Source organism: Streptomyces sp. SudanB5_2050 (genome assembly GCF_964272335.1).
In the GTDB taxonomy this organism is placed as follows: domain Bacteria; phylum Actinomycetota; class Actinomycetes; order Streptomycetales; family Streptomycetaceae; genus Streptomyces; species Streptomyces rochei.
This window is the reverse complement of the sequence record NZ_OZ186760.1, coordinates 2,737,511-2,755,257: the sequence shown is the minus strand read 5'-3', so window position 1 is coordinate 2,755,257 and position 17,747 is coordinate 2,737,511. Positions and strand designations below refer to the sequence as shown.

The window sequence follows — 17,747 nt, the reverse complement described above, 5'->3', positions numbered from 1 at the left end:
GGCCCTCGCGGGCCGGGACCGGGAGAGGCCGTCCGCGCATGTCGCGGGGCGGCTGGACTGCGGGGGTGCCGTTCCCGAGCGAGAGAGTGAGATCCGCGTGTACGCCATCGTGCGCAGCGGTGGTCGCCAGCACAAGGTTGCTGTCGGCGACATCGTTGAGGTTGACAAGATTTCCACCGCCAAGGTCGGCGACACGGTCGAGCTCTCGACCCTGCTCGTGGTCGACGGCGACGCTGTGACCAGCGACCCGTGGGTGCTGGCCGGCATCAAGGTCCAGGCCGAGGTCGTGGACCACCACAAGGGCCAGAAGATCGACATTCTGCGCTACAAGAACAAGACCGGCTACCGCCGTCGTCAGGGCCACCGCCAGCAGTACACGGCGATCAAGGTCACTGAGATCCCCGCGGCTGCGAAGTAAGGGACTGAGGAGAGATGGCACACAAGAAGGGCGCATCGTCCACCCGTAACGGTCGTGACTCCAACGCTCAGCGCCTCGGCGTGAAGCGCTTCGGTGGTCAGGCCGTCAACGCGGGCGAGATCCTGGTCCGCCAGCGCGGCACCCACTTCCACCCGGGTGCGGGCGTCGGCCGCGGCGGCGACGACACGCTGTTCGCCCTGCAGGCCGGTGCGGTGCAGTTCGGCACCCACCGTGGCCGCAAGGTCGTGAACATCGTCCCGGTCGCCTGACCGGACACTTTCGCGAGGCGGACCTCACTTCCCTCAGGGGAAGCGGGTCCGCCTTTCGCGTGTTACCCAAGAGACATTCCCCGCAGCATTCCCCGCGTCGGGCGGGAAACAGCAGGCAGTAACTGGAGGCACATCCCATGACCACCTTCGTGGACCGCGTCGAACTGCACGTCGCCGCGGGTAACGGAGGCCACGGCTGTGCCTCCGTCCACCGTGAGAAGTTCAAGCCGCTCGGCGGCCCGGACGGCGGCAACGGCGGCCGGGGCGGCGACGTGATCCTCACCGTCGACCAGTCGGTGACCACGCTCCTCGAGTACCACCACTCCCCGCACCGCAAGGCCACCAACGGCAGGCCCGGCGAGGGCGGCAACCGCTCCGGGAAGGACGGCCAGGACCTGGTCCTCGCCGTGCCCGACGGCACCGTGGTCCTCGACAAGGCGGGCAACGTACTGGCCGACCTCGTCGGCAACGGCACCTCGTACGTCGCCGCGCAGGGCGGCCGGGGCGGCCTCGGCAACGCCGCGCTCGCCTCCGCCCGCCGCAAGGCCCCGGGCTTCGCGCTGCTCGGTGAGCCGGGCGACGTCGGGGACATCGTCCTGGAGCTGAAGACCGTCGCCGACGTGGCGCTGGTCGGCTACCCGAGCGCCGGGAAGTCCTCGCTGATCTCCGTGCTGAGCGCGGCCAAGCCGAAGATCGCCGACTACCCCTTCACGACGCTCGTCCCGAACCTCGGCGTGGTGACGGCCGGCGAGACCGTCTACACCATCGCCGACGTCCCGGGCCTCATCCCGGGCGCCAGCCAGGGCAAGGGCCTCGGCCTGGAGTTCCTGCGGCACGTGGAGCGGTGCAGCGTGCTGGTGCACGTCCTGGACACGGCCACGCTGGAGTCCGACCGCGACCCGGTCTCCGACCTCGACATCATCGAGGCGGAGCTGCGCGAGTACGGCGGCCTGGACAACCGGCCCCGCATCGTCGTCCTCAACAAGATCGACGTGCCCGACGGCAAGGACCTCGCCGAGATGGTCCGCCCGGACCTGGAGGAGCGCGGCTACCGCGTCTTCGAGGTGTCGGCGGTGGCCCACATGGGGCTCAGGGAGCTGTCCTTCGCGCTGGCCGAGCTGGTCGCCGAGGCGCGCGCGGCCCGCCCGAAGGAGGAGGCCACGCGGATCGTCATCCGGCCCAAGGCCGTGGACGACGCGGGCTTCACCGTCACCCGCGAGGAGGACGGCCTCTTCCGGGTGCGCGGCGAGAAGCCCGAACGCTGGGTGCGCCAGACCGACTTCAACAACGACGAGGCCGTCGGCTACCTCTCCGACCGGCTCAACCGCCTCGGCGTCGAGGAGCAGCTGATGAAGGCCGGCGCCCGCAGCGGCGACGGCGTGGCCATCGGCCCCGAGGACAACGCGGTCGTCTTCGACTGGGAGCCGACGGTGACGGCCGGCGCCGAGATGCTCGGCCGCCGCGGCGAGGACCACCGCTTCGAGGCCCCCCGCCCGGCCGCCCAGCGCCGCCGCGACCGGGACGCCGAACGGGACGAGGCGCAGCGGGAGTTCGACGGCTTCGAGCCCTTCTGAGCCTGAGCCGGGGGAGACCGTGAACGAGCCGGGGCCGGGGCACTGTGCCCCGGCCCCGGCTCGTCGGTGTCGGTCGGTTCTCGCTGCCGGCGGACCCGCCGTCAGTGCCGGCGGACCGAGGGCGCCTTCAGCCCGAACTCGGCACTGCTCAGCAGCCGCCGCATGGCCTGCGCGATCGGCCGCTCCACGAGCCGCTGGACGACGTACGACAGGACGATGAGGCCGCCGGTGAGGGCCAGGACCAGCGTCCAGGGGTCCACGTGGTCCCCGAAGCGGTGGAGGATCGTCACGCCGATGACGTCGTGCAGCAGGTACAGCGGGAAGGTCAGGGTGCCGGCGACGGTCAGCCAGCGCCCGCGGATCCAGGTCGTCCAGCCGAGCGCGATCGCCGCGATCAGCAGGAAGAACACCGTGGTCGACACGATCAGCCAGCCGCGCCACGGAGCCCAGGTGTCCCAGTTGTTCCGCCCGCCGTGCGGGGCCAGCAGGAAGTGCAGCGCCAGCAGCCACGACATGGCGACGATGCCCCACAGCAGCGGCGTCGGCCGGTACCGGTACATGAGGTAGAAGGCCATGCCCGCGATGAAGAACGGCGCGGACGTCGGGTTGACCAGCAGGGTGAGCAGCGGGATGCCGGCGCTGGGCGCGAGCACCGCGGCGACCGTCCACAGCCCGCAGAAGATCACCACGCGCTGGTACGTGAGGCCCTTCCACACCACGACCGCGAAGGTGAGGTAGAAGCAGAGCTCGGGCCAGAGCGTCCAGTACACCGAGTCGAGGTTGTCGACGCCGAGCGGCGTCTGCAGCATCGTGAAGTTCGCGAAGAGCATCCGCGGGTTGGGGTGGCCGAACGGCGTGTCGAAGAGGTAGATCACGCTCGCCGACACGATGATCGCCACCCAGTACATCGGGTACAGCCGGGTGACCCGCGAGATGAAGAAGTCACGCGGGGTGCGTCCCCAGGCGCTCATGCAGATGACGAAGCCGCTGATGAGGAAGAAGAGGTCGACGCCGAGCCGGCCGAAGGCGAAGTACCGGTGCGCTTCGGGGAACAGCTCACCGGGCGGGCGGCCCCAGACGAACTCCATCGCACCCGGGGTCTGGCCCACGAAGTGGAAGAGGACCACCGCCAGCGCCGCCAGGAACCGCAGGCCGTCCAGGGCGGCCAGCCGGTTCCTGCGCACGACCGGCCCGGCCTGCGGCACCTCCGCCTCGGCGGAGGACCGCGGCGCGGGTACCTCCGGGGCGGCCGGTTCGTCGATCACCGGCCCCGTCGAGCGGTCCGACGGTACGGGTGGATCCGTCTGGCGCATTCATCTGCCTTTCCGGCGGTGATGTTCCGTGCACATGAAGCTCTCGGGAGCGTGGCCCGGCGCCGACGAACGGCGGGCACGGCCGCGGGCGTGCCTCGCGGCACGTGCGGCCGGGTGCCCGCCGTTCGTCGGGTTCCGGGACTCAGCGCTCCAGGAAGTCGAACAGCTCTTCCCACTGGTCGGTGATGGCCGACGGGGAGTACCGCTGCACATTGGCGCGGGCCTTCTCGCCCATCGCGTCCCGCAGTTCCTGGTCCTCCATCAACCGGCCCAGCTGACGGGCCAGTTCCATGGTGTTGCCCGGACGGGCCAGGAGACCGTCCTCCTCGTCCTGCACGATCTGGCGGACGCCGGGCGCGCAGTCGAACGCCGCGCAGGGCACCGCACAGGCCATCGCCTCGAGCAGCGCCAGCGGGAAGCCCTCGCCGCGGGAGGACTGGACGAAGACGGAGGCGCCGTGCAGCGCTCCCACGACGTCGTCGGTCTGACCCGCCCACTCCACCGAGTCGTCCAGGCCCAGCCGGGTGCACTGCTGCTTGAGGGCGCTCTCGTCGGGCCCGGAGCCGTAGATGCGCAGCCGCCACCCCGGGTGCTTGGGCGCCGTGTCGGCCCAGGTGTCGAGGAGCATGTCGATGCCCTTCTGGTGACCGAGACGGCCGATGCTGGCGACGACCTTCTCGGTACGGGAGGAGGGGACCTCCGGCATCATCGGCAGCGGGTTCGGCATGAACCCGACGTTGTTGAGGCCGCGGCCGACCCAGAGGTCCGCGTCCTCCTGGGTCAGCAGCAGGAGCCGGTCGACGTCCTTGTAGTACCGCTGGACGCGCCAGAAGCGCGAGGAGCCCTTGGAGTACTCGTAGGACTCGTGGCTCATGCCGATCACCGGGTGACCGGCCGTGTCGGCGAGGGCCACCCACTCCATGGCCCACACCTGGGTCACGATGATCATGGCGCCGGGGCCGGCGGCGCGGAAGAGGCGCGACAGCCGCTCGGCGGCCTCGTGCATGCCCGCCTCCCGGGCGGCCTCGCGCCGCCGGGCCGCGACGTTGACCCGGTCGCGGAGGTTGCGGACGTGCCAGGGGCCGGGAGGGCGCTCGTCGTAGAGGGTGACCGTCTCGAAGGGCGGGTTGTCGCCCAGGTCCATCGGGACCTCGGGCGGGGCGATGCCGACGATGGTCACACGGTGGCCGCGTTCGGCGAAGAGCTTGGCCATCAGCGCCTGCCAGCGAGCGACGCCACCCAGTTCGTTGACCTCGTTCGCCACGAAGATGATGTCGCGCTGAGTCATCGGGCTTCTCCCTCGGCACCGAAGAAGCGGTCCACGATGCGCGCGGCCGCGTCACCGCGGTCGTACTCGCCGTACTGGCTCATGAATTCCTTGATCCGTCCTTCACAGCCGGACGCGAGGGCGTCCAGGTCCGACAGCACGTCGAAGAGTTCCTCCGACGTCCCGACCACCGGCCCGGGGGCCTGCTCGGACAGGTCGAAGTAGGTGCCGCGGCTGTTGCGCGCGTACTCGTCCCAGTCGTAGGTGAAGAACACCATGGGCCGCTGGAGCAGCGAGTAGTCGAACATCACGGACGAGTAGTCGGTGATCAGGACGTCCGAGAGCAGCATCACCGGGGTGATGTCGGGCTCCTCGCTCACGTTGATCACCCGGCCGGCGACCGACGGGGGCAGCGTGACGTTGTTGAGGTAGTGCGTGCGGATCAGCAGCGTGAACCGGTCGCCGAAGCGGTCCGCGAACTCCTCGACGTCGAAGGGGAACTCGAACTTGCGCACCTTGCCGTTGGCCTGCGCCCGGAAGGTGGGGGCGTACAGGACGACGGGGAGGTCGCTGCGGATGCCCAGCCGCTCGGCCAGTTCCCGCGCGGCCGGGTCCAGGGTCGCCGACTCCCGCGCCCGCACCAGGGCGTCGTTGCGCGGGTAGCCCGTGCGCAGCAGCTTCTCCTCCGGTATTCGGTAGGCCCGGGCCAGCGTCTTCTCGTCGTGCTCGCCGCGCACCACGAAGTGGTCGAAGCGGTCGATGGACCGCTGGTACGCCTGCTGCTCGTGCTCGGGCATGATCCGGTAGTGCGGCTCGTCGAAGCCCATGCGCTTGAGCGCGGAACCGTGCCAGGTCTGGATGTACGTGGTCTCGGGCCGCTTGGGCAGCTTCAGCGGGAAGCCCTGGTTGTCGATCCAGAACTCCGCCTGGGCCAGCGCCCTCAGGTACGGCCAGGACCAGCGCCGCACCAGCTCCACGTCCTCGGGGAAGCCCTCGGGGCGGGAACCGGCGTACGACCAGTAGTACTTGAACGGCAGACCGCGCCGGCGCATCTCCTCGTAGATGGCGCGGGGGCTGTCGCTGTACTGCTTGCCGAGGTGGCTCTCGAAGACGACGGTGCCCTTGCGCACCGGCAGCACCCGGATCATGCGCTCGAACGTCTCGATCTTGCGCGGACCGGAGTGCAGGTCCTTGCGCACCGAGGAGACCTTGCGCACCATCTTCTTCGCCATGCGGGCGGGCGGGCTCTGGATGTTGCGCTGCACCAGCGACGAGGTGCGCTGCGCCAGCTTCCCGTGCTGGGTCAGCCGGAAGGCGAGGTGCCCGTTGGCCGAGGCGTGCGGCAGGATGCGGTCGGCCATCATCCGGCCCAGCCGCGGCCGGATGCGGATCTCGCCGGCGCCCTCCAGGTCGGTGCGTCCGACGGTGAGCCGGCTCGTGGTGCGGTGCTCGCCGTCCACCGTGAGGTGCAGGCGTACGTCCCAGACGTCGTCGACGAGGCCGACCGGGCGCAGCCGGCTCGCCAGCGCGGCCGTCGCCTGCCAGGTCACGGCCTCGCCCTCGTGCCGGATGTCCGTCACCGGGAAGCGGAACGACTGCAGGCTCTTGCGGCGGGCGCGGAACTCCAGTTCGCCTTCGAGGCGCGCGTCCGGGGGGATCACCCCGAGCGGGTTGACCAGGGAGCCGGCGAGGACGACACCCGCCGCGTTCTCCTTGTAGCGGGTCACCGCGTTGCGCAGGTTGAGGCGCTGCACCGGCCTGGCGTGGTAGCCGAGGTCGGTCACGTCGAGCACGGCGCGGCCCATCGGGTCGTCCAGGTGCTCGGCGCACCAGTAGACCCGGCCGTCCCGCTCCAGCAGGGGGCTGGAGACCTTGGTCTTGTTGATGAGCGTGTCGATGGCCGGCATGAGGTGCTCCCAGTCCTCACGCAGCAGCAGGTAGGCGCAGAGCCGGTGGATCGGGGACAGCTCCGCGTACGCCTCGTCGGGGAAGTGCCGGATGTAGCCGTTGGCCATCTCGGCGAAGTGGTGCCGGTAGTCGTCGTCCAGGAAGGGCAGCTCCCGGAGGTAGAGGACGAGGTCGTGCTTGAGGAACTTGATGTCCTTGTGCAGCTTCAGCTCGTCGTGGCCCTCTTCGGCGAGGATGCGGTCGATCCTGCGGTGGATCTCCAGCCGGTCGGCGAAGTTGTTGATCTCGTGGCGGCGGTTGCTGATCGACTTCTCTTCGGTCTTCTCGACCACGTTCCAGTGGTAGACCGTGTTCGGGATCAGCGTGATCCTGGACGCCGCCAGGTAGGCCTGGGCCGAGAACAGCAGGTCCTCGTAGTGGATGCCGCGCGGGAAGGTGAGGCCGCTGTCGAGGAGGAACTCGCGCCGGTAGCACTTGTTGGTCGACAGGGTGTCGAAGACGAGGAGGTCGGGGATCTCCGCGATCGAGTCGAAGGTGCGGGTCTGCCGGTACAGCCACTGGTACCACTTGGCCGTCTTGCCCGACCGGCTGTCGGTGTGGACGCGCAGGCAGAGCCCGGAGACGAGGTCGGCGCCGGTGCGCTCGGCGGCGTCCAGCATGTTGCGGCAGGCGTTCACCTCGAGGGTGTCGTCACTGTCGAGGAACATCACGTAGCGGCCGCGGGCTATGGCTATGCCCTGGTTGCGCGGCTCGCCGCAGCCGCCGCTGTTCTCGGCCAGCTGGATGGCCCGCACCCGGTCCGAGGAGGCCGCGAGCTGCTGGGCGACCTGGAAGGAGCCGTCGGTGGAGTGGTCGTCGGAAATGATGACCTCGACGTTCTGCAGCGTCTGGTCGAGAACCGACTGCACCGCCGTCGGCAGACGATCGGCGTCGTTGTAGACGATGACAACGACGCTGATGTCGGGTGTTCTGTCGTGGTGCTGGGACACAGCAGCAGCTACCTCTGGCTCAAAGGACGGATATCGGGTCTGACGTGGCAATGCCTGGGCCGGGGGGCGGAGCAGGCACCCGCTCGTCCAACGGCACGATCGGCGGCAGTTCCTCCAGCGGCTCTCCCAGGAAGACGTGCCGGACCACCCGTTCGGCTGCGTGTCCGTCGTCGAAATCACAGAAACGCCGTCGGAACCGGGCACGCGCCTCGGCCGCCCGCTCGTCGCGCCACCGCGCCGAGCGGAGCAGTTCGGTCAGTTCTTCCTGGGTGGTGGCCACGGCGCCGGGTGCCTCCCGCAGGACATCGAAGTACGTTCCTCGGACGACGGAATAAGTGTCCCAGTCGTCGGCGAAGATCACGATCGGGCGGTCCAGGTTGGCGTAGTCGAACATGGCCGACGAGTAGTCCGTGATCAGACCGTCGGAGGCCAGGTAGAGCCGTTCCACCGAGGGGTGGGACGACACGTCGACGACGCGTCCGGCGGACTGCAGGTCGGCGAGGCGGGAGGAGGCGCCGTAGAAGTAGTGGCCCCGCACCAGCAGGGTGACGTCGGGGCCCAGCTGTTCGGCCAGGCGTTCCAGGTCCAGGCGGGGCACGAAACCGCGCTGGTACTCGCGGTGGGTGGGCATGTAGAGCAGGGCCGTGGTGCCCTCGCGCAGCCCGAGGTCCGCACGGGCCGCGCGGACGTCCTCGGCCGTGGCGGTGACCAGGATGTCGTTGCGCGGGTAGCCGGTCTCCAGCGAGGTGTAGTTGCTGGGGTAGACCCGCTCCCACACCCCGGTCGAGAACCGGTTGGAGCTGAGGCTGTAGTCCCAGCGGTCGACGCGCTGCAAGAGCTTGCGGAAGTCCATGTTGGTGGACGCCGGGTGCTTCTGCTGGTCCAGGCCCATCGTCTTCAGCGGGGTGCCGTGGTGGGTCTGGACGTGGATCTGCCCCGGCCGCTTCACGACGGTGTCGCCGAAGTTCACGTTGTTCACGAAATACTTCGCGCGGGCCACGGCCGCCCAGTACTCGCGCGACCCGACCCGGACGTACTCCACGCCGGCGGGCACGTGCTTCACCGCGTCCGGCCGCACGGCCCACACCCGGCGCACGTGCGGGGCCAGGCGGCCCAGCTCGGCGTCGATGGCGGCGGGATTGCAGGAGACGCTGCGGCTCCAGTAGGCGGAGAAGACGGCGAGGTTCTCGTCGAGGGGCAGCTTCAGCTGGGACCGGTAGAAGACGCCCATCGCGCCGCGCTTGGACCGGTTGAGCACCCGTCGGGTGCCGCCGGTGACCCGCCGGCGGGTGCGGACCGCGGCCAGCGCGCTCATCATGGCCGGGTAGGCGTCGCGCTGCAGCAGCGCGTACTTGTGCCGGCGGCGGCCCTCCGGCGGCTCGAAGCCCTCGGGCAGGCGCGCGCGGTAGTCGGCCGCGGCGCGGTGGAAGAACTCGGCCCGGGCGTCGCGCGGCAGCCGGCCGGGGCGCTCCAGGATGGTCAGGTAGTGGTCGACCATCTTGCGGAACAGCGGACCGCGCCACCGGTCGAGTTCCCGGTGCCCTTCGAGGAAGTCGAAGACCCGGTTGTACTGGTCGAAGACGTCGAAGTGCTTGCGGCTGACCGTCTTGAGGATGTTGCCGCCCTCGCGCCGCTGGCGGTACAGCACGCAGACCCGGTCCAGTACGGCGATCCGCTCGGCGCTGATCATCGAGCCGAACGTCCAGGGCGCGTCCTCGTAGTACCCGGGCGGGAAGGTCAGCCCCGTCCGCTCGACGAAGTCGCGCCGGTAGGCCTTGTTCCAGACGATCTGCAGCAGATCCAGGAGCTGCGGGCGCTCGGCGAGCGAGAAGACGTCCGGCCCGTCGGTCTTGAGCAGGTCGGCCCGCAGATTGGGGCGGACCGAACCGTCCCAGTAGGTGCGGGCGTAGTCGTAGACCAGGATGTCCGGGTCGCCGGTGGCCTCCAACCGGTCGGCGATCGCCTTGAGCGCCCCGTCGGACAGGGTGTCGTCGCTGTCCAGGAAGAGGACGTACTCACCTCGCGCCTTCTCCAGGCCGGCGTTGCGGGCCCGTCCCAGCCCGACGTTCTCGGTGAGGTGAATCACATGAATGCGGGGGTCGCGGCGCGCGTACTCGTCGAGGATGGCACCCGAGCCGTCCGGTGAGCAGTCGTCCACGGCGACGACCTCGAAGTCCGGATAGTCCTGCGCGAGTATGGAGTCCAGACACTCGGGCAGGTAGCCCCGCACTTTGTACGCGGGGACGACGAGGGAGAGCTTGGGCATCCTTTAACAACCTGTTCCGAGACTGGACCACGGGAGCGCGGGCTGGGACCGGAACGCGCTCGGAGCGTCGGTGAGCCTGAGCGCGCCGCCGCATCAGCGTAAAGGATTCACGTGAAGTTTCCGTGGGCGAGGTGGTGGGCCCCGCGGACCTCCAGCCGTCGCCCGTTCCGTGCCTTTTCTGCGGTTCACCCCACATGCCCGACTCGATTTTCCGCAGCCCGCGGGCGACTCTGCACTCAGTGACGAAGATCTGGGAGGCACGAGGATGAGCTGGCTGGTCACAGGCGGCGCCGGGTACATCGGTGCGCACGTGGTGCGGGCCCTGGTCGACGACGGCGAGTCCGTGGTCGTGTACGACGACCTGTCCACCGGGAGCGCCGAGCGGATCCCCGAGGGCGTGCCGCTGGTGGTCGGCAGCGTGCTGGACCGCTCCGCCCTGGACGCCGCGATTCGTGACAATGCTGTGACAGGTGTGGTGCACATCGCGGCCAAGAAGCAGGTGGGGGAGTCGGTGGAGCAGCCGCTCCACTACTACCGGGAGAACGTGACGGGCCTGCAGACCCTGCTGGAGGCCATGGCGTCCGCGGGCGTCGGCCGGCTGGTCTTCTCGTCCTCGGCCGCCGTGTACGGCATGCCCGACGTGGACCTCGTCACCGAGGACACGCCCTGCCTGCCGATGAGCCCGTACGGCGAGACCAAGCTGGTCGGCGAGTGGCTGATCGCCGCCGCCGCCCGGGCCCACGGCATCCGTGCCGCGTCCCTGCGCTACTTCAACGTCGCGGGCGCGGCGGCCCCCGAGCTGTCCGACTCCGGTGTCTTCAACCTCATCCCCATGGTCTTCGAGCGCCTGGAGGCGGGCGAGGCCCCGCGCGTCTTCGGCGACGACTACGCCACGCCGGACGGCACCTGTGTGCGGGACTACATCCACGTGGCGGACATCGCCTCCGCCCACCTGGCGGCGGCCCGGCGCCTGGCCGACTTCCCCGAGAGCACCGCGCTCACCCTCAACATCGGACGCGGGCAGGGCAGCTCGGTCCGGGAGATGGTCGACCGCATCCTCAAGGTCACCGGCAGGCAGGACGTCGCCCCGCAGGTCACCGAACGTCGTCCCGGTGACCCGGCCAGGGTCGTCGCCTCGGCGGACCGCGCCCGCGAGCTGCTCGGCTGGTCGGCCCGCCACGACCTGGACGACATGATCGAGTCCGCCTGGCAGGGCTGGCGCCGGCGGCACGGCTGACCTCCGCCCGCCCGATCCCCCGAGCCGAGCGGGCGCGGCGGATCAGGCGCGGCGCCGCGCTTCCGGGGCGCTGACGGCGGGCGGCGGGCCGGGCTGCCGCCGGGGTCCGGGGAGCGGGACCTCGGTCGCCACGCGCTCGGCCATCCGCGCCCGGTGCTCCCCGGCCGCGTCGCACAGCGCCCGTACGGCCCCGGCGAAGCGCTCCTGGGAGGACGGTTCGGCCGGACCCAGCAGACGCAGGGCCAGCTCGGCGCGCGCCCCGGCCAGCCGGTCCCGCTCCGGATCGCGGACCGCGTCCAGCAGCGCGGGCACCCCGGCCGCGTCCGGCGTCAGCACGGTCGCCGCCGCCACCGTCGGGAACGTCTTGCGGAACCCGTCCTCGGCCAACCCGCTGGTGTTGGCCACCGCGTAGGGCTTGCCGCTCGCCAGGAAGTCGCTGACGACGCTCGACACGTCGCTGATCAGCAGGTCGGCCCGGTTGAAGCAGGCGTACAGCGGCGGCCGGGCGTCGGTGACGACCTGGTGCTCCCACTCGGGCAGCGAGGCCCAGTACGCCTCCTCCCAGGCGGCCGCCGCCCGGGCCACCGCCGAGGCACGCCCCGGTTCCGGCGCCGGCTGCCGCAGCATCCGCTCCGCCTGGTCGGCGGCCGGGCGGAAGCCGGCCTTCGTGAGCCGGTCCAGTTCCGCGGTCCGCCGGACCAGTTCGGCGGCCGCCGACGGGCCCGGGCGCGGCCCGCCGCGTTCCCGGTTGGCGGCCCGCACCAGCTCCCGGATGCGCAGGTCGGCGGCGCGGGCCCGCGGGTCCACCGATCCCGTCAGCGGATGCGGCTTGTACAGCAGGCGTACGCCCGGGTCCGCGAGCAGCGCCCGCACCAGGTTCTCGCCGGCCTCGACCACCGAGGTGTTGCCGGGGTTGCCGTCCCAGCCCTCCCAGGTCGGCGCGTACAGGACCGTCGTGTACCCGCCGGGGGCGGGCGGGCCCGCGTACGGCCGTACGGCGTCCAGCTGCGGGCGGCCGATCTCCACGACGTCCTTGTCCTCGACGCCGACCTCCGCCAGCGCGTACCGCTCCCGGGCCGCCGGACCGGCCACCCACACCTCGTCGTACGCCTTCGCGTAGGGGTTGCAGGAGGACAGCTTGTCGCTCTCCCCGTGGTTGACGAAGGCGTGCTTGATGGTGGGGATGCGCAGGACCTGCGAGGTCTTGCCCGAGTTGGAGGGGTGCAGGAGGACCCGGAGGGTGGAGTGCTCCAGGCGCATCAGCGTGGAGACCTTCGGCAGGCACACCACGGGGATGTCGGTCGCCGCGATCCGCTGCACCATGTGCCGCTCCCGCAGCACGATCACCGGCCGCCCCTCCAGCCGGGCCAGCGGCTCCAGCCACATGTTGGCCTGGTACGCCGAGGACGCCCCGCCCGAGAAGTACAGGCCGACGGTCGGCCGGTACTCCGCCAGCCACGCGTCGAACCAGTCCAGCACCTCCTGCTCGCCCGCCGGCCGCCGCCCGGGCAGCAGCCGCAGCAGCAGCGCGCCCAGCCCGGCCAGCGACACCAGCAGCGACAGCGCGAGCCCCGCCGCTCCGTACACCGGCGCATCGGTGACCACCGTCGCCAGGAGTCCGGCGGTCGCGGGCAGCCCGAAGACCGCCAGCCGGTGACCGGGGCGGCGCAGCAGCGCGGGCGGGGCGGGGGTCAGACGCAGCGCGGAGGCGTCCACGTTCCGCGTCACCACGGGCAGCGTCCGGGTGCGCCGGACCAGCACCGAGACCGCCTGGATCGCCCAGTGCAGCCCGTAGAAGACGAGCAGGGCGGCGACGAGCGGGGCGTACGCGGGCTCCCGGTGCTGTTCGCCCAGGCGCAGCAGGCCGACCACCAGCAGCAGGTCCCGCAGCACGTGCCGCACGGTGACATCGGCGTGCGACTTGGCGAACAGCGACACCATGCCCCGCTGCCACCGGTACAGCACGCCCTCGGCGGCCAGCGAACCGGCGGTCGCGACGAGCAGCAGCGGTACGTGCGGCAGCAGCGCGCCCACGGCCTGGGCGGCGGAGGCGGTCGCCAGCACGCCGAGGACGAGCAGCCGCACGGCGGTCCGGCGGCGGAACGGGGGGAGCCCGGGGACACCGAGGCGCGGACGGCCGGGGCCGCCGGGGCCGCCGGGGCCGCCCGCGCGGCTGGGGCGGCTGGGGCGGCCCGCGCGGCTCGGGCGGCGAAGCCGGCGGAGACCCGGGTGCGGGCGGCCGGGGCCGGGAACACGGCGGGGCGGTCTGCGGCGGGGCAGGGAAAGGGGCACTGCGGTCGCTCCGGACTTGCTCGTCGCGCATCGGACATACGGGTTAACGCACGGCGACCTCCCGACGACACGCGCGTGTTGCCCCGGACTCCGCGCGGCGGCGGCAGGACGTCCCTGTCCGCAGCCTGGACCGCGGCGCGCGGCGCGATCCGCTTCGCGTAGATTTCCTGGCGGGCGCCCGGACGGGCGCGCGTCGACGGGGAAGGACGGGCGGCAACAGTGGCTGGGGCAAGGCAGGCCGTGGGCGAGGCCCGCAGGATCGTCGTCAAGGTCGGTTCCTCCTCGCTGACGACCGCGACGGGCGGCCTGGACGCCGACCGGGTGGACGCGCTCGTCGACGTCCTCGCGAAAGTGCGCAGTGGTGGGGAGCGGGAGATCGTCCTGGTCTCCTCCGGTGCCATCGCCGCCGGTCTCGCCCCGCTGGGCCTGCGCCGCCGCCCCAGGGACCTGGCCCGCCAGCAGGCCGCCGCCAGCGTCGGCCAGGGCCTGCTCGTCGCCCGCTACACCGCCTCCTTCGCCCGCTACGGTGTCCGCGTCGGCCAGGTGCTGCTGACCAGCGACGACATGAGCCGCCGCGCCCACCACCGCAACGCCTCGCGCACCCTGGACAAGCTGCTGGCGATGGGCGCCTTCCCGATCGTCAACGAGAACGACACGGTCGCCACCGACGAGATCCGCTTCGGCGACAACGACCGTCTCGCCGCCCTCGTCGCCCACCTGGTCCGCGCCGACCTGCTGGTGCTGCTCTCCGACGTGGACGGCGTCTACGACGGGGACCCGAACAGGCCCGGCACCTCGCGGATCGCCGAGGTCCGCGCACCGGCCGACCTCGCGGACATCGAGATCGGCAGCGCCGGCAAGGCGGGCGTCGGCACCGGCGGCATGGTCACCAAGGTCGAGGCGGCCCGCATCGCCGCGGCCGCCGGCATCCCCGTCGTGCTGACCAGCGCCGTGCACGCCGCCGACGCCCTGGCCGGCGGCGACACCGGCACCTACTTCCACGCCACCGGCAAGCGGTCCGCCGACCGGCTGCTGTGGCTCCAGCACGCCTCCACCCCGCAGGGCGCCCTCGTCCTCGACGACGGGGCGGTGCGCGCGGTCGTCGAGGGGCGCAAGTCGCTGCTGCCGGCCGGGATCGCGGGCGTGGAGGGCGACTTCGCCGCGGGCGAGCCCGTGGAGCTGCGGGACGGCACGGGCCGCGCGGTCGCCCGGGGCCTGGTCAACTACGACGCCAAGGAGCTTCCCCGGCTGCTCGGCCGCTCCACCCGGGAGCTGGCCCGCGAACTCGGACAGGCGTACGAACGCGAGGTCGTACACAGGGACGATCTGGTGATCCTGCACCCGTAATAGGTCGAAACGTCCCCGAATCGGCGGTGTACGTTCCGCAAAACCGCCCCGCGATCATGCGCGGCCTGCTCAACTTTCCTCAGGGACAAGCCCGGCCGACCACCGGGCTCAGTCGTGTGCGTGAAGGAGGCCGTCGTGAGCGGAGTGCGCCCTGGAACGGCGGCGTCCCGCGCCCGCCCCGGCGGCGGTGCCCGCAAGGCGTCCCGCGCGGCCGGCGAGGAGCGTCCCCTGACCAGCGTGGCGGCCGGTGACCGCTTCCGCGGGGAGGACCCGGAGCACACCCCGCGTCTGTGGCACGTCACCCTCAGCGTCTCCGGTGCCCGCGCCCCGCTGCCCGAGGTCCGCCGCGCCCTCGAACAGCTCGCCCACGACCACCCCTTCCTGCTGACCAGCCGCTACGCCGACGACCACGCCGAGATCCGGTACTGGGAGGAGGCCCGCGACCTGCACGACGCCGCGGCCGTCGCCCTGCGCCTGTGGGGGGAGCACCGGCAGACCGCGGGCCTGCCGCCCTGGGAGATCGTCGGCCTGGAGGTCATCGACCGGGCGACCTACCACCAGCGCATCGCCGCCGGCTACGGTCCGGCCCCGGCGACACCGGTCGGGGTGCACCCCTTCTAGCGCCCGCCCGGCGACGCCCGCCTGTCGTGCCTCGCCGTGCCCGCTCCTTCGGGCGGGGGCACCCGTCCGGCGCCTCCGAGGGGGCCCGCCGGGCCCGCGTTCCCCTCGGTGGCGACCCGAGTTAGGCCGGGTTCGACGGAGGTTCTGCCGGGGCCTCGACCGGCCCCGTCCCGGCCCCTGACTCCCGTCCGGCGCATGTCTCGGGGTGTGGGACGACCGGCGGACGCCCCCGTCCGGCCTACTACGCTGCCCCCATGACCACGCTCTCGCCGTACGACTCGATGTCCCCGGTCACCCGGGCCGCCTACCGGGCCAAGGCCGCCGCGGCCGACCTCGCGCCGTTGCCGCGGGCCGCCAAGGACGACGCGCTGCTCGCCGTCGCGGACGCGCTGGAGGTCCGCACCAGCGAGATCGTCGAGGCCAACGCCCAGGACGTGGCCAAGGCCCGCGCCGCCGGGACCAGCGAGGCCATCATCGACCGGCTCACCCTGACCCCGGAGCGGGTCCGCGCCATCGCCTCCGACGTGCGCGACGTCGTCGCCCTGCCCGACCCGGTCGGCGAGGTGGTGCGCGGCAACACCCTCCCCAACGGCATCGACCTGCGCCAGGTCCGCGTGCCGCTCGGCGTGGTCGGCATCATCTACGAGGGTCGGCCCAACGTCACCGTCGACGCCGCCGCCCTGTGCCTGAAGTCCGGCAACGCGGTGCTGCTGCGCGGCTCGTCCTCCGCCTACCGGTCCAACACCGCCCTCGTCCGGGTCCTGCGCGACGCCGTGGGCGGGGCCGGGCTGCCCGCCGACGCCGTGCAGCTGGTGCCCGGCGAGAGCCGCGAGAGCGTGCGCGAGCTGATGCGCGCCCGCGGCCTGGTCGACGTGCTCATCCCGCGCGGCGGCGCCTCGCTGATCAACACCGTCGTCCAGGAGTCCACGGTCCCCGTCATCGAGACCGGCACCGGCAACTGCCACGTCTACGTCGACGCGCAGGCCGACCTCGACACCGCCGTCGACATCCTCGTCAACTCCAAGGCCCAGCGCGTCGGCGTCTGCAACGCGGCCGAGACCCTCCTGGTCCACCAGGACATCGCCGCCGACTTCCTGCCCCGCGCGCTGGACGCCCTCGCCGAGGCCGGCGTCACCGTGCACGCCGACGAGCGGGTCATGGCGTACGCCGAGGACTCCAAGGTGACGGCCGTCGAGGCCACGCCGGAGGACTGGGAGACGGAGTACCTGTCGTACGACATCGCCGCGGCCGTCGTCGACTCCCTCGACAAGGCCGTCGAGCACATCCGGCTGTGGACCTCCGGTCACACCGAGGCCATCGTGACCACCTCGCAGCAGGCCGCCCGCCGCTTCACCCAGTTGGTCGACTCCACCACCGTCGCGGTGAACGCCTCCACCCGCTTCACCGACGGCGGCCAGTTCGGCTTCGGCGCGGAGATCGGCATCTCCACGCAGAAGCTGCACGCCCGCGGCCCGATGGGACTGCCGGAGCTGACCAGCACCAAGTACATCGTCACCGGCGACGGGCACGTACGGCGCTGACGGCCGGGCCCGCGCCCGCGGCGCACGCCGCGGGCGGGCGGCCGCATCCCTGACCCGATCGGGGCATCTCACCCACCGGATGAATTTCCCCGCCGTCTGCCCAAAACGACCCCCCCGGTCTACTCTGGACCCGTGCCGGAGGACGTGGGGGGTAGGCCGTTCCCTGACGGCTGGGAGCCCGACGACGACCACGACCACGGGGTGTCGGACGAAGAGTTCGCCTCCGTGGTCTTCGACGAGGCCTTCGTACGGGCGGCCGCGGTGCACGAGCCGTCCGCCGTCGAGCGCCTCTTGGCCGCCGCCGAGGCCAGAGCCGAGGCCACCGAGGCGGAAGCGGCCCGCCGAGGCCGCAGCAGGGCCGAGCGCTACGACGACGGGTACGGCGATTTCGGCCACGACCCCGACCTCGACGACCCGGACGACGACCGCGACCTCCTCGACCGCCCCTACGGTGCGCCACCGGCCAGCGGCAAACAGGTCCGCTGGCACCGGCCCATCGCCTGGGTGCTCGCCGTCGTGATGGGCGTCGGCATGGTCGCGCTGGCCTTCGCGGCGGTCTACCGCGGCGCCTCCTCGGGCGGCGGCACCCAGCAGGTGCCCCCACCCGCCTCGACCGGCCCCGAGCAGGGCGGCACCGTCACCCCCTCGGCCTCCGCCGACTACTCCCAGCCCGCCGTGCCGGTGATTCCGCGCAGCCCCTGACCC

The 17,747-nt window shown here is 71.9% G+C and carries 13 protein-coding genes; 8 read left to right on the top strand and 5 right to left on the bottom strand.

Annotated features, from left to right (window positions below):
* Positions 1–97 precede the first annotated feature (97 nt).
* The 3 genes from rplU (at position 98) to obgE (ending at position 2,261) form a co-directional block, all read left to right on the top strand.
* Entirely contained in the window at positions 98–418 is a 321-nt protein-coding gene (gene rplU / locus ACFZP7_RS12295; RefSeq protein ID WP_004931419.1) for a 50S ribosomal protein L21, read from the top strand.
* A 14-nt stretch (positions 419–432) separates the two neighbouring features.
* Complete coding sequence (gene rpmA / locus ACFZP7_RS12290; RefSeq protein WP_003976205.1) at positions 433–687, top strand: 50S ribosomal protein L27; 255 nt, start codon at positions 433–435, stop codon at positions 685–687.
* A gap of 137 nt (positions 688–824) precedes the next feature.
* A complete protein-coding gene (obgE, locus tag ACFZP7_RS12285) occupies positions 825–2,261 on the top strand; it encodes a GTPase ObgE (protein ID WP_385634407.1) in 1,437 nt (478 codons plus the stop codon).
* 101 nt (positions 2,262–2,362) lie between these two features.
* On the opposite strand, the gene ACFZP7_RS12280 is transcribed toward obgE, so the two are convergent.
* From ACFZP7_RS12280 to ACFZP7_RS12265, 4 genes are all read right to left on the bottom strand, one after another.
* On the bottom strand, positions 2,363–3,574 hold the full coding sequence (locus ACFZP7_RS12280) for an acyltransferase (RefSeq protein WP_031014500.1): 1,212 nt from the start codon (positions 3,572–3,574) through the stop codon (positions 2,363–2,365).
* Between the two features lie 142 nt (positions 3,575–3,716).
* Positions 3,717–4,862, bottom strand: a complete 1,146-nt coding sequence (locus ACFZP7_RS12275; protein WP_019330997.1) for a glycosyltransferase family 4 protein — start codon at positions 4,860–4,862, stop codon at positions 3,717–3,719.
* On the bottom strand, positions 4,859–7,738 hold the full coding sequence (locus ACFZP7_RS12270) for a CDP-glycerol glycerophosphotransferase family protein (protein WP_030972591.1): 2,880 nt from the start codon (positions 7,736–7,738) through the stop codon (positions 4,859–4,861). The genes ACFZP7_RS12275 and ACFZP7_RS12270 overlap by 4 nt, the downstream gene beginning before the upstream one ends.
* 19 nt (positions 7,739–7,757) lie before the next feature.
* Positions 7,758–10,004, bottom strand: a complete 2,247-nt coding sequence (locus ACFZP7_RS12265) for a CDP-glycerol glycerophosphotransferase family protein (protein ID WP_385634406.1) — start codon at positions 10,002–10,004, stop codon at positions 7,758–7,760.
* A 265-nt stretch (positions 10,005–10,269) separates the two neighbouring features.
* Here ACFZP7_RS12265 and galE point away from each other — a divergent pair, with 265 nt between their 5' ends.
* Positions 10,270–11,241: a UDP-glucose 4-epimerase GalE gene (galE, locus tag ACFZP7_RS12260; RefSeq protein ID WP_385634405.1), complete on the top strand. Its 972-nt coding sequence runs from the start codon at positions 10,270–10,272 to the stop codon at positions 11,239–11,241.
* Between the two features lie 42 nt (positions 11,242–11,283).
* Here galE and ACFZP7_RS12255 read toward each other — a convergent pair whose 3' ends face one another.
* A complete protein-coding gene (locus tag ACFZP7_RS12255; protein WP_385634404.1) occupies positions 11,284–13,326 on the bottom strand; it encodes a hypothetical protein in 2,043 nt (680 codons plus the stop codon).
* A gap of 447 nt (positions 13,327–13,773) precedes the next feature.
* Between ACFZP7_RS12255 and proB the strand changes: the two genes are divergently transcribed.
* The 4 genes from proB (at position 13,774) to ACFZP7_RS12235 (ending at position 17,744) form a co-directional block, all read left to right on the top strand.
* Entirely contained in the window at positions 13,774–14,880 is a 1,107-nt protein-coding gene (gene proB, locus ACFZP7_RS12250) for a glutamate 5-kinase (RefSeq protein ID WP_385638421.1), read from the top strand.
* Positions 14,881–15,024: 144 nt separating this feature from the next.
* The gene (locus ACFZP7_RS12245; RefSeq protein ID WP_029394642.1) at positions 15,025–15,501 is read left to right on the top strand and encodes a hypothetical protein; all 477 of its coding nucleotides are present in this window, start codon (positions 15,025–15,027) and stop codon (positions 15,499–15,501) included.
* 254 nt (positions 15,502–15,755) lie between these two features.
* Positions 15,756–17,042, top strand: a complete 1,287-nt coding sequence (locus ACFZP7_RS12240) for a glutamate-5-semialdehyde dehydrogenase (protein ID WP_019331005.1) — start codon at positions 15,756–15,758, stop codon at positions 17,040–17,042.
* 132 nt (positions 17,043–17,174) lie between these two features.
* The gene (locus ACFZP7_RS12235; protein ID WP_019331006.1) at positions 17,175–17,744 is read left to right on the top strand and encodes a hypothetical protein; all 570 of its coding nucleotides are present in this window, start codon (positions 17,175–17,177) and stop codon (positions 17,742–17,744) included.
* Positions 17,745–17,747: the final 3 nt, after the last annotated feature.